14 protein-coding genes are annotated in these 13333 nt (G+C 67.5%); 11 read left to right on the plus strand and 3 right to left on the minus strand.

Annotation, left to right across the window (positions count from 1 at the left end; all coding sequences use genetic code 11):
• Positions 1–16: 16 nt before the first annotated feature.
• Entirely contained in the window at positions 17–934 is a 918-nt protein-coding gene (locus IB257_RS09185; protein ID WP_175164092.1) for a LysR substrate-binding domain-containing protein, read from the minus strand.
• 171 nt (positions 935–1105) lie between these two features.
• Here IB257_RS09185 and IB257_RS09190 point away from each other — a divergent pair, with 171 nt between their 5' ends.
• From IB257_RS09190 to IB257_RS09200, 3 genes are read left to right on the plus strand one after another with little or no spacing between them, the layout of a single operon-like run.
• On the plus strand, positions 1106–1315 hold the full coding sequence (locus IB257_RS09190) for a DUF2917 domain-containing protein (protein ID WP_082401069.1): 210 nt from the start codon (positions 1106–1108) through the stop codon (positions 1313–1315).
• A 23-nt stretch (positions 1316–1338) separates the two neighbouring features.
• Positions 1339–1992 (plus strand): 2-hydroxychromene-2-carboxylate isomerase, encoded by a 654-nt coding sequence (locus IB257_RS09195; RefSeq protein WP_192492208.1) that lies wholly within the window; start codon positions 1339–1341, stop codon positions 1990–1992.
• Between the two features lie 41 nt (positions 1993–2033).
• On the plus strand, positions 2034–2201 hold the full coding sequence (locus tag IB257_RS09200; protein ID WP_166738452.1) for a hypothetical protein: 168 nt from the start codon (positions 2034–2036) through the stop codon (positions 2199–2201).
• Between the two features lie 30 nt (positions 2202–2231).
• Here the strand turns inward: IB257_RS09200 and IB257_RS09205 are convergent, their stop codons facing one another.
• Positions 2232–2609 (minus strand): DUF779 domain-containing protein, encoded by a 378-nt coding sequence (locus IB257_RS09205; protein ID WP_054455269.1) that lies wholly within the window; start codon positions 2607–2609, stop codon positions 2232–2234.
• Positions 2610–2666: 57 nt separating this feature from the next.
• Positions 2667–4196 carry an aldehyde dehydrogenase gene (gene adh / locus IB257_RS09210; protein ID WP_054455268.1) on the minus strand — a complete coding sequence of 510 codons (1530 nt, stop codon included), beginning with the start codon at positions 4194–4196 and terminating at the stop codon, positions 2667–2669.
• 307 nt (positions 4197–4503) lie between these two features.
• On the opposite strand from adh, the gene IB257_RS09215 reads away from it, so the two are divergent.
• From IB257_RS09215 to IB257_RS09250, 8 genes are all read left to right on the plus strand, one after another.
• Entirely contained in the window at positions 4504–6366 is a 1863-nt protein-coding gene (locus IB257_RS09215) for a sigma-54-dependent Fis family transcriptional regulator (RefSeq protein ID WP_192492209.1), read from the plus strand.
• Between the two features lie 156 nt (positions 6367–6522).
• Complete coding sequence (locus IB257_RS09220; protein ID WP_054455264.1) at positions 6523–6957, plus strand: MaoC family dehydratase; 435 nt, start codon at positions 6523–6525, stop codon at positions 6955–6957.
• Between the two features lie 10 nt (positions 6958–6967).
• A complete protein-coding gene (locus IB257_RS09225) occupies positions 6968–7360 on the plus strand; it encodes a MaoC family dehydratase (RefSeq protein WP_119451209.1) in 393 nt (130 codons plus the stop codon).
• 38 nt (positions 7361–7398) lie between these two features.
• Complete coding sequence (locus IB257_RS09230) at positions 7399–8376, plus strand: tripartite tricarboxylate transporter substrate binding protein (protein ID WP_054455259.1); 978 nt, start codon at positions 7399–7401, stop codon at positions 8374–8376.
• A 37-nt stretch (positions 8377–8413) separates the two neighbouring features.
• The gene (locus tag IB257_RS09235; RefSeq protein ID WP_192492210.1) at positions 8414–10492 is read left to right on the plus strand and encodes a 3-hydroxyacyl-CoA dehydrogenase NAD-binding domain-containing protein; all 2079 of its coding nucleotides are present in this window, start codon (positions 8414–8416) and stop codon (positions 10490–10492) included.
• Positions 10493–10527: 35 nt separating this feature from the next.
• Positions 10528–11772 (plus strand): CaiB/BaiF CoA-transferase family protein, encoded by a 1245-nt coding sequence (locus IB257_RS09240; protein WP_125473349.1) that lies wholly within the window; start codon positions 10528–10530, stop codon positions 11770–11772.
• A complete protein-coding gene (locus tag IB257_RS09245) occupies positions 11769–12155 on the plus strand; it encodes a Zn-ribbon domain-containing OB-fold protein (protein WP_192492211.1) in 387 nt (128 codons plus the stop codon). Before IB257_RS09240 ends, IB257_RS09245 begins: the two co-directional genes overlap by 4 nt.
• Positions 12152–13324 (plus strand): thiolase, encoded by a 1173-nt coding sequence (locus tag IB257_RS09250; RefSeq protein ID WP_054455252.1) that lies wholly within the window; start codon positions 12152–12154, stop codon positions 13322–13324. The genes IB257_RS09245 and IB257_RS09250 overlap by 4 nt, the downstream gene beginning before the upstream one ends.
• Positions 13325–13333 lie beyond the last annotated feature (9 nt).

Here is a 13333-nt window from a genome sequence, read left to right on the forward strand (position 1 = left end):
TGTAGCGGCGCGGCGCCTACACGGTCAGGTCGCGCGCGGTGGCTTCGGCCTGTTCGATCAGCCAACGCGTGACGACCTCGGCGTCCGGCGTGGCGCGGCGTGTATTGCGCACCAGCCAATAGGCGTGCTCGGTGGCGCTGGCGGCCTGGCCGCCGACGGCCTCCAGCCGTTTGTCCGCCAGCATCGGCGCGATCAGCGCCAGCCGGCCCAGCGCGATGCCGTGGCCCGCCAGCGCCGCGTGCACGATCTGGTCATACTGGTTGAAGCGCAGCATGCCCCGGGCGGGCACCCGGGAAAGGCCGCGCGCATTCAGCCATTCCGACCATTGCAGCCAGGGGCGCGTCGGGTCGTCGAATTCCAGCAGCACATGGCGTTGCAGTTCCTCGGCATCCAGCAGGCGGGCCTTGAGCGAGGGGTGGGCCACCGGCACCACCGCCTCGCCGAACAGCCAGGCCGCGCTGTCTGGCACGCCATCGCGCAGGCTGTAGCGAATGGCGATGTCCACGCTTTCGCGGTCGATGTCGATCAGCCGGTTGTCGGCCGCCACGCGCACGTCGATGTGCGGATGCGCCGCCTGGAAGTCCCCCAGACGAGGCAACAGCCACAGCGAGGCCACCCCGATGGTCGTGGTGACGGTAACGGGCGTGCGGCGCTCGGGTGCGCGCAGCTGCTCGGTCAGGTCGCCCAGCTGGCTCAGCCACACGTCGGCCATTCGGAACAGCTGCGCGCCCTCGGAGGTGAACGACACGCTGCGGAATCCGCGCACCAGCAGGGCCACGCCCAGGTGGGCCTCCAGCGCCCGGATCTGGCGGCTCACGGCCGACTGGGTCACATGCAGATCCTGCGCGGCCAGCGTGATGCTCATGCGGCGGCCCACGGCCACGAAGCCTCGGACCAGATCAAGCGGCGGGAGTTTGGCCAGCGGATATGGCATTCGTAAAACTCATGCGTATCGGACGGAAATGTCGCTTGAGCAATAGTACCTCCAGGGCGTTCAATAGGACTCAGACGACGGGTGTAAGGGCGCAAAGCCCGGCAATCCGCCGCGATCGCCGCCGCCGCGGCCCAGGGGTACGCCATGATCCAGGTATGTTGCACTGCGGGAATGTCATTCCGTTTGGCCGGCGGCTCGACTATGCTGCTCAAGCACGCCTCGGGCGTCCGCATCGTGTGTCACGCCGGCACCTTGTGGCTTTCCGAGTACCGGCGCTTCGATGACAGCGTGCTTCAAGCCGGGGATTCCATCACCGTCGGCAGCGATCGCGATGTCGTTCTCAGCGGCCTGCCGGATGCGCAGGTCGCGCTAATTTCGTAGCAGCTTGCCCCGGAGCTCCAGTCATGACCGCGCCCCTGCCCGACACGCCCCGCATCGAGATGTGGTTCGATTTCGCCAGCCCGTACAGCTATCTGGCCATCGAACGCATCGACGCCCTGGCGCAAGAGGCCGGGGTGCGGGTCGATCTGCGCCCTTTCCTGCTGGGTCCTATCTTCCAGGCCCAAGGCTGGAACGACACGCCGTTCCGGCTGTTTCCGGGCAAGGGCGCCTACATGATGCGCGACATCGCCCGCCTGGCCGAAAAGTACGGCCTGGTCTACAACCGTCCCCGCCTGTTTCCGCGCATGAGCGTGCTGCCCGCCCGCATCGCGCTGCTGGGGCAGGACGAGCCCTGGGGCCGCGATTTCTGCGTGGCGGTGTTCCGCGCCAATTTCCAGCACGACCTGGACATCCAGTCCGAGGACGTGGTGCACGGGCTGCTGACGGACCTGGGGCTGGACGCCGCGGCGCTGATCGCCCGCGGCAAGTCCGAAGCGGCCAAGGAGGCGCTGCGCCGCCAGGTCGACCGTGCCCGCAACCTGGGCCTGTTCGGCGCACCCACGTTCTTTGTGGACGGAGAGATGTTCTGGGGCAACGACCGCCTGGAAGACGCGCTGGAATGGACCCGCCGCGAGGCGCCCGCCAGCGCCTGGAATGCATCGGCCACGCGCGCCTGAGCGCCGCCCAAACAAGTTTTTTCGTCAACCCAACTTCAGCAATGAAAAACGCCAGCAGTGCCTATCGCGGCGCGCCCATGCCGGGCGGCCGTTCGTTCACGCAATTCCGGGCCGCGCGCATCCGGCGCGTGTCGTTCCAGTGGAAACAGGCCGCAGCAGTCGGCATGCCGGACAAGGGCAGTCCGCAAGGCGGCTCGCGGGGCCGCTAGGGCCCCGCGCCATACGCCGGCAGGGGCCAGTCAGCCCTTGCTGACGGGCGCCACCCGCGCCCACTCCTCGTCCGAGTACAGCCGCGAACGCAGCAGGAAGCGCTTGCCTTCCGCGCTGTCCAGCGAAAACGCGCCGCCCCGGCCGGGCACGGCGTCGATGATGAGCTGGGTGTGCTCCCAGTACGCGAACTGGTCCTCGCCCATGTAGAACGGGCAGCCTTCCAGTTCGCCGAGCAGCACGTCCGAACCGCCCACCATGAATTCGCCCTGGGCGTAGCACATGGGCGAACTGCCGTCGCAGCAGCCGCCGGACTGGTGGAACATCAGCGGGCCATGCTTGGCCCGCAGGGTCTCGATCAGGCTGCGCGCCTCGTCGGTGGCGACCACGCGCGGCGTTTGCTCTGCCATGTCAGGCTCCTTTGAGGCGCGCCGGGCCTCGCGGCCCGGCGCCAGGCCATGGCGGGGTCAGAAGAAACCCAGCTTCTTCGGCGAGTAGCTCACCAGCAGGTTCTTGGTCTGCTGATAGTGGTTGAGCATCATCTTGTGGTTCTCGCGTCCGATGCCCGATTGCTTGTAGCCGCCAAACGCCGCATGCGCCGGATAGGCGTGATAGCAGTTGGTCCACACGCGGCCGGCCTTGATCGCGCGGCCCATGCGATAGCAGGTGTTGGCGTCGCGCGACCACACGCCCGCGCCCAGGCCGTAGAGCGTGTCGTTGGCCAGGGCCAGCGCATCGTCGGCATCCTTGAAGGTCGTCACGGCCACCACCGGCCCGAAGATTTCCTCCTGGAACACGCGCATCTTGTTGTGGCCCTTGAACACCGTGGGCTGCACGTAATAGCCGCCTTCCAGCGCGCCCTGCATCTGCGCGCGCGAGCCGCCGGCCAGCACGTCGGCGCCTTCCTGCTTGCCGATGTCCAGGTACGACAGGATCTTCTCCAGCTGCTCGGTGGATGCCTGCGCGCCCAGCATGGTGTCCGCGTCCAGCGGATTGCCTTGCTTGATCTCGGCCACGCGCTTGAGCGCACGTTCCATGAACTTGTCGTACAGGGATTCCTGGATCAGCGCGCGGCTGGGGCAGGTGCAGACCTCGCCCTGGTTCAGCGCGAACATGACGAAGCCCTCGACCGCCTTGTCGAGGAAGTCATCGTCCTGCGCGGCCACGTCGGCAAAGAAGATGTTGGGCGACTTGCCGCCCAGTTCCAGCGTGACCGGGATGATGTTCTGCGAGGCGTACTGCATGATGAGCCGGCCGGTGGTGGTCTCGCCGGTGAAGGCGATCTTGGCGATGCGCTTGTTGGACGCCAGCGGCTTGCCGGCTTCCAGGCCGAAGCCCGTGACCACGTTCACCACGCCCGGCGGCAGGATGTCGCCGATCAGTTCCATCAGCAGCAGAATGCCCAGCGGCGTCTGCTCGGCGGGCTTGAGCACCACGCAGTTGCCTGCGGCCAGGGCCGGCGCCAGCTTCCATGCCGCCATCAGGATGGGGAAGTTCCAAGGAATGATCTGGCCGACCACGCCCAGCGGTTCGTTGAAGTGATAGGCGACCGTGTCGTGGTCGATCTCGGACAGCGAGCCTTCCTGGCTGCGGATGCAGGAAGCGAAATAGCGGAAGTGGTCGATTGCCAGCGGAATGTCGGCGGCGCGCGCTTCGCGGATGGGCTTGCCGTTGTCCCAGGTTTCGGCCGTGGCCAGGCGTTCCAGGTTCGCCTCCATTACATCGGCGATCTGCATCAGCATGCGGGCGCGCTGCGCGGCCGGGGTCGCTCCCCATTTGGGCGCGGCGCGGTGCGCGGCGTCCAGCGCCAGTTCAATGTCGCGCTCCTTGGAGCGGGCATTGCGCGTCAGCACCTGGCCCGTGACCGGCGTGACGTTGTCGAAGTATTCGCCGTCGGCGGGCTTCTGCCATTTGCCGTCGATGAAATTGTCGTACTGGGTTTTCAGGTCCAGGCGGGTGCCGTAGGAGTCGGGGGTGATGCGGGTCGCGATGTCCATGCTTGTCTCCGGTATTGTGGGGGTGCGGCAGTCGGCTGCCTGTCCCGTATCAAGCAAGGAGCGTGCCAGTCGGTGCTTCCCCGCTGGACAGCCTGCGGGTTGCATGCGAAAGTAGGTTTCCAAAACGGGGCGACGTGCAGCAATGCCCCAGAGGGCCGGCCCGCCGCCGGGCCGCCCCTAGTCGGGTCAGCTCCCCAGGGGGCAGGCAGTCCGCGTAGCGGGCGCGGCGTGAGGGCTCGCTCCCTGTCGCTTTTTGCGACATCGTCGCGGAACAGGTGTCGCAGAACGCCTGTCCCAGGAGACATGCATGGCCACTCAATCCCGTCAGCATGCGCTGACGCAAGCGCGCCTGCTGTTCAACCAGCAAGGCGCGGTGCCCGGCGGCGTGGTCGCCGAGCCCATCCTGCGGTCTTGGCGGCGCTGCGCCGACCTGGGCTTCGACATGCGCGGCGTGCGCCGCGCCGAACTCATGACCCAGGGCGAGCTGCGCGAGGCCCAGCAGCGCAACGAGGCGCTGCGCCGGCTGTCCGAACCCGCCATGTCCATGCTGCGCCGCCAGGCTGGCGGCAGCGGCGGCCTGGTGATCCTGTCCGATGCCCAGGGCCTGGTGCTGGATTCCGACGGCGACACCGGTTTCGCCCAGCGCGCCTCGCGCGTGGCATTGATGCCCGGCGCGCCTTGGGACGAAGCGGCGGCAGGCACCAATGCCATCGGCACCGCCCTGGTGGAAGGCCGGCCCATCGCCGTGCACGGGGCGGAACACTATTTCGAACCCAACCGCATCCTGACCTGCGCTGCTGTCCCCATTACCGACAGCGAGGGCCGCACGCTGGGCGTGCTGGACCTGTCCAGCCCGGCGCGCGACCTGCGGCCCGACGTGCTGGAACTGGTGCGCGCCGCCGTCGACCTGATCGAGCACCGCTTGTTCGAACAAGCCTACGAGCAGCACGCCGTGCTGCGGCTGCATGTGGATCGCTCCGGACTGGGCGCGCCCGGCGAGGGCCTGCTGGCCTTCCAGGGCGACCTGCTGATCGGCGCCAACCGCCGCGCCTTGCAGGCGCTCGGCCTGGCGCCCACGGCTCTGGGCGTGTACCGCTACGGCGACGTGTTCGACGGCGACATGGAACGCTGCCCCGACGCGGCGGGCCGGGTGCAGGCGCGTTCGGGCGTCGTGTACCACGCGCGCTTGCGCTGGCCGCGCTCGCGCGCCCCGCAAGCGCCGTCACTGCCGTCACTGCCGCCCGCGGCCGGCTCGCGCCCCGCTGCGCCGAGTTTCGATGCCCCAACCCTGGGCGCGCTGGCGCGCGCCGTGCACTTGTCGGATGCGGGTGTGTCGATTCTGCTGCAAGGCGAAACCGGCGTCGGCAAGGAAGTGTTCGCGCGTCAGCTGCATGCGCGCAGCAAGCGCGCCTGCGGGCCGTTCGTGGCGGTGAACTGCGCAGCGTTGCCTGAGAGCCTGATCGAATCCGAACTTTTCGGCTACGAAGACGGCGCCTTCACCGGCGCGCGGCGCCAGGGCAGCAAAGGGCTGCTGCGCCAGGCGCACGGCGGCGTGCTGTTCCTGGACGAGATCGGCGACATGCCGCTGATGCTGCAATCGCGCCTGCTACGTGTGCTGCAGACGCGCGAAGTCTCGCCGTTGGGCGCGGCGAGGCCGGTGGCCGTGGACTTTGCACTGGTATGCGCGACGCACCGGCCGCTGGCCCATGAAGGGCCCGATGCGCCGGTGCGCCCGGACCTGTATTTCCGCATCGCCGAATACACCGTCACGCTGGAACCGCTGCGCGCGCGCGCCGACCGCCTGGAACTGCTGCGCGGCCTGTGGGCGGCGCAAGGCGCGGGGCCGGTCCTGCCGCCCGACATCGAAGTAACCCTGGTTGCGTACGCCTGGCCCGGCAATTACCGGCAACTGGTGGCCGTGCTGCGCACGCTGCACGTGCTGGCGGGACCTGCCGGTGTCGTCGAGGCCGACATGCTGCCTGCCGATATCCGTGGCGCGGCGCCACCGCCGCCCGCTGCGGGCGGCGATGACCCGACCAATCTGCAAGCCATGACGGACGCCGCGATCCGCGACGCCCTGGCCGCCCACGGCGGCAATGTCAGCCGCGCAGCGCGCGCGCTGGGCGTACACCGCAGCACGCTTTATCGCCGCCTGCCGCGTCCGGTCTAGCGGAATTTTCCGTTCCTTGCGCGCGCGGCTGCGCCGATGTTTTCCACGTGTACGCAAGGCGTGCACAAAAACTATCTTTTGAAGATAGGTTAACTATCCCAGCACACGGGAAGAACTGCTTACGATGCCCGCATCCCCTTCAACCCAGGTGATGACATGGCAAGCAACGAGCTGTTCTACGACGACTTCGAAATAGGCCGTCTCTTTCCTCCCAGCCGCTACAGCATCGGCGCCGCAGACAGCGACGCTTTCATCGGCACCTTCGAACACACTCCGGTCCTCGACGGCAGCGGCCGCGCCGTATTGGCGCAAGGCGGCGCGCCCGTGCGCAGCGTGCATCCGGTGCTGGTCGGCAGCTTTCAGCCGCAGCACGCGGCCTTTGCCTGGCCGACTGGCGTGCTGCACGCCCGCGAGAAAGTCCGTCTGCTGGCGCCCGTGTATCCAGGAGAGGAGCTGGAGGCCAGCGTGCTGGTGAAGGACAAGTACCTGAAGAACGACAAGCGTTTCGTGGTGCTGGAGATCACCGTCCGCAAGCTGGAAAACGCGCGCGTCGCTCTGGTGGCGGAGCGCAGCCTGGTTTGGCCCAACTGAGGAGGCCGGCATGGAATTCAAGGTAGGCGACAAGTTCCGTAGCGTTGCGCGCGGCGCGGAACAGGAAGACATCAACCGCTTCGGCGCGCTGCACGGTACCACCGGCAGGACGCACACCGATCCCGAATATGCGCGCAACAGCGTTTTCGGCGGAGTCATCGTGCAGGGGGCGCTGGTGATGGCGCCAGTTCTCGACATGGCCGCCGATCTGCTTGGCGATACGTGGCTCGACGGCAGTGAGATCGAGGCGAAGTTCGTGGCGTTCACGCGGCCGGGGGAGGCCGTGGACGTTGCATTCGAAGTGACCCGCAGCGAACCCGGATGGCTGGAGCTGGCCTACGCCTGCACCCTGGCTGACGGAAAGAAGGTCCAGGTGGGAACCATCACCCGCCGCCGCGGCTGAACCCGGCCGCAACACATAACAAGCATAAGGAGACAATCTTGAAACGCATCCTGCAGAGCCTTGCCCTCTCTTGCGCGGCCATGGCCGCGACGGCCGCCTGGGCCGCGCCGTATCCCGACAAGCCTATCCGCATGATCGTGCCGGCCGCGGCCGGCGGCGCCGCCGATACGCTGGCGCGCATGATAGGCCGTGGATTGACGGAGAAATTCGGCCAGCCCGTGGTCATCGAGAACAAGCCCGGCGCGGCCGCCATCGTGGGCATGTCCGCCATCGCCAAGGCGCCCGCGGACGGCTACACCCTGGGCATGACCTTCTCGGGCGCGATGTCCATCAATCCTTCGCTGTACCAGCAACTGCCCTATGACCCGGTCAAGGACTTCGCGCCCATCACCATCGTGGCGGTCTCGCCCCTGGTCATTGCCGTCAGTCCCAAGCTCGGACCGAAGTCCCTGGGTGAATTCCTGGCCCTGGCTAAGAAGGATCCTGGCAAGCTGACCTTCGGGTCGGCCGGCACCGGATCGACGCAGCATCTGTCAATGGAACTGCTCAAGTCGACTGCGGGCGTGGACATGCTGCACGTGCCTTACAAGGGCAGTTCGGCGGCGCTGGTCGACGTGCAGTCGGGCCTGATCTCCGCGGTCAGCGACAACGCGATCACGCTGGTGCCGCTGATCCAGTCGGGGCAATTGGTGCCTCTCGCGGTCGAAACCGCGCAGCGCATCCAGTCGCTGCCCGAGGTGCCAACCGTGGCCGAATCCGGCTATCCGGGATTCCAGGCGGCAGGCTGGTATGGGCTGCTCGCGCCCGCCGGCACGCCGCAGCCGATCGTCGCGCAACTCAACGCGGCGCTGCGCGAGATGGTGGACAAGCCCGACTTCACGCAATGGCTGCGGCAACAGGGTATGGAGCCGCAGACCGATACGCCCGAGGGCTTCGGGCGTTACATCAGCCAGGAAAAGGACAAGTGGGCTCAGGTCATCAAGACGGCCAAGGTGCCGCTGCAGGCATCGCGCTGAACACCGGCGGCGAGGCCGCCATCACTCCAGGACAACCATGCAAGCCGTAATTTCCACGCTTAGCGGAAACATCCGCGTCATCGTCATCGACAACCCTCCGGTCAATGCCACGTCCCAGGCGGTGCGCGCCGGCCTGCTGCAGGCCATGGAGCAGGCGGCAGGCGATGACGATACCCGGGCCATCGTCATTGCCTGCGCCGGCGCTACCTTCGTGGCCGGGGCCGATATCAAGGAGTTCGGCAAGCCGCCGCTGGACCCGCACCTGTCGCAGGTGATACACGCCATCGAATCCAGCGCCAAGCCGGTGGTCGCGGCGATCCACGGTTCCGCGCTGGGCGGGGGGCTGGAACTGGCCATGGGCTGCCACTACCGGGTGGTGGATGCGCGAGCCCGCCTGGGCCTGCCCGAGTCCACCCTGGGTATCATCCCCGGGGCGGGCGGTATTCCTCGGCTGCTGCGCCTGGCGGGCGTCGAGAAGGCGCTGGACATGGCTGCGGGCGGCAAACCAATAGACGCGGCCGAGGCGCTGGAAGCCGGTTTGGCGGACGCGTTAGCACAGGAGGATGTCCGGGCCGCCGCCATTGCGTACGCCCAGCGCTTGCTGGCGGAGGGCCAGGGCGCGCGGCGCACGCGGGAATTGCCGGTTCCGGCCTGCGAACCTCAGTTGTTCGAGGCCGCACGCGCCAGGTTCCAGGTCAGCCATCGAGGCCAGTTGGCGCCGCAGGCTTGCGTCGACGTGGCCATGCGCAGCGTCGCTTCGAGTTTCGAGGACAGCGTGGTCTATGGCCGCGAGCGCTTCCGGGAACTGGTGGCGTCGCCGCAGGCGCAAGCCTTGCGCCACGCGTTCTTCGCCGAGCGCATCGCGACCAAGCCCGCCGGCCTGCCCGCCGAGGACGCGGCGCCGGTGCGCAAGGCCGGCGTGGTCGGCGCCGGCACCATGGGCACGGGCATCGCCATGTGCTTTCTGAATGCGGGCATCCCCGTCGTGCTGGTCGAGCAGAACGAAAAGGTGCTGGCGTCCAGCGTCGAGACCATAGGCAAGACCTATAGCAACGATGTGGCGAAGGGCCGCATCACCGAAGCCACGCAGCGTGCGCGGAACGGCGCGCTGACGCCGACGCAGCAATACGAGCCGCTGTGCGACTGCGACCTCGTGGTGGAGGCCGTCTTCGAGGACATGGGCGTCAAGCGGCAGGTACTGGCCAGCATCGAAGAGAACCTGCGGCCGGATGCGCTGATCGCCACCAACACCTCGTTCCTGGACATCGATGCGTTGGCGGCGGACCTGCGCCGCCCGGAGAACGTCGTCGGCATGCATTTCTTCAGCCCTGCCCACATCATGAAGCTGCTGGAAAACGTGCGCGGCGCGCGTAGTTCGCCGCGCGCGCTGGCCACGATCCAGGCCTTGGGCAAGCGCCTGGGTAAGGTGGCGGTGATGGTGGGGGTGTCCGATGGTTTCGTCGGCAACCGCATGCTGGCGCGACGCACCCGCGAGTGTTACTTCATGCTGGAGGAAGGCGCGTTGCCCGAGCAGGTCGACCGCGTGCTGTGCGAGTTCGGTTTTCCGATGGGACAGTTCCAGCTGAACGACCTGGCGGGCCTGGACGTGGCCTGGCGCAACCGCCAAAGCCGGCTGGACCGTTTGAGCCCACGCGAGGTGGCCTGCAACATCCTGGACGAGATCGTCGCGGCGGGACGGCTGGGGCAGAAGACCGGGGCAGGGTTCTATACCTATGATGCGCAGCGCAAACGGTCGGTGGACCCGGCCATTTCCGAACTGATCGTGCACAACGCGGAACGGCGCGGCATCAGGCGGCGCGAGATTTCCGACGGAGAGATCCTGGAGCGCTGCCTCTACGCCATGATCAACGAGGGGGCGCTGATCCTGGAGGAGGGCGTCGCCAGCCGGCCGGAGGACATCGACACCATCTGGCTCAACGGCTACGGCTTTCCGCGGTTCCGCGGCGGCCCGATGTTCCATGCGGACCAGATCGGCGCGGCGCGCCTCTGCGAGCGCATCCGCCATTACGCCAGCCTGGCAGGCGAGCAGTACTGGACGCCCGCGCCGCTGCTGCTCGCCCAGGCGCGCGACGGCGGCGGCTTTTACCCTCGCTGAGGCTTTCCCTTCCGTCATCCACGTACACACATCCTATGTCTAACAGAGAACCTCCGCTTAGCGGCATCACCGTGCTGGACATGACCCGCATCATGGCGGGTCCCTGGTGCACGCAGAACCTGGCCGACCTGGGCGCCGAAGTACTGAAGATCGAACGCCCGCTATCGGGCGACGACACCCGCGGCTGGGGGCCGCCCAATCTGATGGACGCCGAAGGCCGGCGCACGCAGGAGTCGGCGTATTACCTGGCCGCCAACCGCAACAAGAAGTCGTTGGCCCTGGACATCGCAACCCAGGCTGGCGCGGACGCGGTGCGCCGGCTGGCAGCCGGATGCGACATCTTCGTCGAGAATTTCAAGGTGGGCGGCCTGCGCAAGTACGGCCTGGACTACGCCAGCCTGCGGGAGCTGAACCCGAGGCTCATCTATTGCTCCATCACGGGGTTCGGCCAGGACGGTCCCTACGCGGAAAAGCCCGGTTATGACTTCGTGATCCAGGCGCTGGGCGGTCTGATGAGCATCACTGGGGAAAAGGACGCGCTGCCTGGCGGCGGTCCGCAGAAGGCCGGCAACGCCGCCGCCGACCTGATGGCGGGCATGTACGCCACCAGCGCCATCCTCGCGGCGCTGCATGAGCGCGGCCGCAGCGGCCTGGGCCAACACATCGATATCTCCATGCTGGATTGCCAGGTGGCGGCGTTGGGCGTGCAGAACTTCAACTACTTTCTGTCGGGCGAGGTGCCCCGCCGTGAAGGCAACGCGCATGTCAACCTGGCCCCTTATCAGGTGTTCGAGGCGGCGGACGGGCATGTGGTGCTGGGCGTTGGCAACGACGGTCAGTTCCAGAAATTTTGCGCCGCGGCGGGCCGGCCCGATCTGGCTGAAGATGAGCGCTACCTGACCAATACCGGGCGCGTGCTCGCCAAGGGCGTGCTCATTCCCGAACTCGAGCGGCTGTTTCTCACGCGAGGCCGCGACGAATGGGTCGGCCTGCTGGATGCCGCAGGCGTGCCGGTAGGCGTGATCAACGACATCGCCCAGGTTCATGAGGATCCGCAGGTGCGCGCCCGCGGCCTGAAATTCTCGTTGCCGCACCCAGTCTGCGGAAGCGTGCCGCAGGTCCGCAGTCCGATGCGTTTCTCGGAAAGCCCGGTCGCCTACCGCAACGCGGCTCCCTTGCTGGGAGCCGATACGCAGAGCGTCCTGAGCGCCAGGCTCGGATGCAGCGACACTGAAATCGCGGCGCTGCAGCAGCCCGCAAGCCAGGGAGAATCGCGATGAACAGCGCAGCCGCCAATGCAGGCACCCAGAAGCAGTACTTCGACCACCTGGCGCAGGGCCGCTTCCTGATCCAGCGCTGCGCCGATTGCGCGCGGCACGTGTTCCAGCCGCGCGAAATCTGCCCACATTGCGGCAGCGAGGCGCTGACCTGGGTCGCACCGACGGGTCGGGCCATTGTCTACAGTTGCACCACTGTCGCGCGCAAGCCCGAGGCCGGCGGCGACTACAACGTTTCGCTGCTCGATCTGGAGGAGGGCGTGCGGATGATGTCCAACGTCGTGGGCATGCCGCCTGACCAGGTGCGCATCGGCATGGCCGTAAGGGCCGCAATCGGCGAACGCGACGGCGCCGCCGCCGTGTTGTTCGAGGAGGCGCAGCAATGAACTACCGGCAATTGCGGGGTAAGACGGTCATCGCCGGCGTTGGCCACTTCGGCCTCGGCCAGGCGCCGGGCTACACGGACATGGAGCTGCTGGTGCGGGCCGCCCATGCGGCGGTGCGGGATGCGGGCTTGCAGATGCGCGACATCGACGGCATCGCGACCTCCAGCGTGGCGGCCAGCATGTGGCCTATGTCCGTCATCGAGACCCTGGGCATCCGCCCCACCTACATCGATGGAACCTGCCTGGGCGGCTCCAGCTTCATGTCCTACATCCTGGCCGCGGCCCATGCGCTGGATTCGGGGCAGTGCAATGCCGTGCTGGTCTGCTACGGCAGCGCGCAGAAGACAGCTGCCGTCGGACGCTCGGCGATTGCGGCCACGCGCAAGGCGCTGGACCCTCAGCCCTACGAAATGCCGTATGAACCTTTGAATCCGCCCAGCGCCTACGCGCTGGCCGCCAGGCGCCACATGCACGAGTTTGGCACCCGGCGCGAGGATTTGGCCGAAGTTGCGGTGGCGGCGCGCCGCTGGGCGCAACTCAATCCCGAAGCATATTCGCGCGATCCACTATCAATTGATGAGGTGCTGAGCGCGCGCCGGGTATCGGATCCGCTGACTGTCCGCGATTGCTGCCTGGTGACGGATGGCGCGGGCGCCTTCGTGATGACGCGGGCCGACCGCGCCCGGGATCTGCCACAGCCTCCCGCCTACATCCTGGGCAGCGCGACCGCCGTATGGAACCGCCAGATATCCGCGATGGAGAGCCTGACCACCACCGCGGCGCGCCAGTCGGGCGCGCTGGCGTTCGAAATGGCCGGCTATCGTCCAGCCGACATCGACGTGGCGCAGCTATACGACGCCTTCACCATCAACACCATCCTGTTCCTCGAAGACCTGGGATTCTGCGCCAAGGGCGAGGGCGGGGCCTTCGTGCGCGGCGGCGGCATTGCGCCGGGTGGCAGGCTGCCGGTGAACACAAACGGGGGCGGGTTGTCCTGCGTCCATCCGGGCATGTACGGGGTGTTCCTGGTGATCGAAGCGGTGCGCCAGTTGCGCGGCCAGGCGGGCGAGCGCCAGGTCCGGGATGCGCGCCTGGCCCTGGCGCACGGCAACGGCGGCACGCTGTCCAGCCAGTCCACGGTCATCCTGGGCGCCGAGGGAACCTGCTGAGGCCCCGCC

Origin of the sequence: Achromobacter sp. ACM03 (genome assembly GCF_014851665.1) — a bacterium.
GTDB classification, from domain to species: Bacteria; Pseudomonadota; Gammaproteobacteria; order Burkholderiales; family Burkholderiaceae_B; genus Achromobacter; species Achromobacter aegrifaciens.

Excerpts from the sequence above, each read along its gene's own strand:
- IB257_RS09185 (WP_175164092.1), bottom strand. The coding sequence starts at position 934 with ATGCCATATCCGCTGGCCAAACTCCCGCCGCTTGATCTGGTCCGAGGC.
- IB257_RS09190 (WP_082401069.1), top strand. The coding sequence starts at position 1,106 with ATGTCATTCCGTTTGGCCGGCGGCTCGACTATGCTGCTCAAGCACGCC.
- IB257_RS09195 (WP_192492208.1), top strand. The coding sequence starts at position 1,339 with ATGACCGCGCCCCTGCCCGACACGCCCCGCATCGAGATGTGGTTCGAT.
- IB257_RS09200 (WP_166738452.1), top strand. The coding sequence starts at position 2,034 with ATGAAAAACGCCAGCAGTGCCTATCGCGGCGCGCCCATGCCGGGCGGC.
- IB257_RS09205 (WP_054455269.1), bottom strand. The coding sequence starts at position 2,609 with ATGGCAGAGCAAACGCCGCGCGTGGTCGCCACCGACGAGGCGCGCAGC.
- adh (WP_054455268.1), bottom strand. The coding sequence starts at position 4,196 with ATGGACATCGCGACCCGCATCACCCCCGACTCCTACGGCACCCGCCTG.
- IB257_RS09215 (WP_192492209.1), top strand. The coding sequence starts at position 4,504 with ATGGCCACTCAATCCCGTCAGCATGCGCTGACGCAAGCGCGCCTGCTG.
- IB257_RS09220 (WP_054455264.1), top strand. The coding sequence starts at position 6,523 with ATGGCAAGCAACGAGCTGTTCTACGACGACTTCGAAATAGGCCGTCTC.
- IB257_RS09225 (WP_119451209.1), top strand. The coding sequence starts at position 6,968 with ATGGAATTCAAGGTAGGCGACAAGTTCCGTAGCGTTGCGCGCGGCGCG.
- IB257_RS09235 (WP_192492210.1), top strand. The coding sequence starts at position 8,414 with ATGCAAGCCGTAATTTCCACGCTTAGCGGAAACATCCGCGTCATCGTC.
- IB257_RS09240 (WP_125473349.1), top strand. The coding sequence starts at position 10,528 with ATGTCTAACAGAGAACCTCCGCTTAGCGGCATCACCGTGCTGGACATG.
- IB257_RS09245 (WP_192492211.1), top strand. The coding sequence starts at position 11,769 with ATGAACAGCGCAGCCGCCAATGCAGGCACCCAGAAGCAGTACTTCGAC.
- IB257_RS09250 (WP_054455252.1), top strand. The coding sequence starts at position 12,152 with ATGAACTACCGGCAATTGCGGGGTAAGACGGTCATCGCCGGCGTTGGC.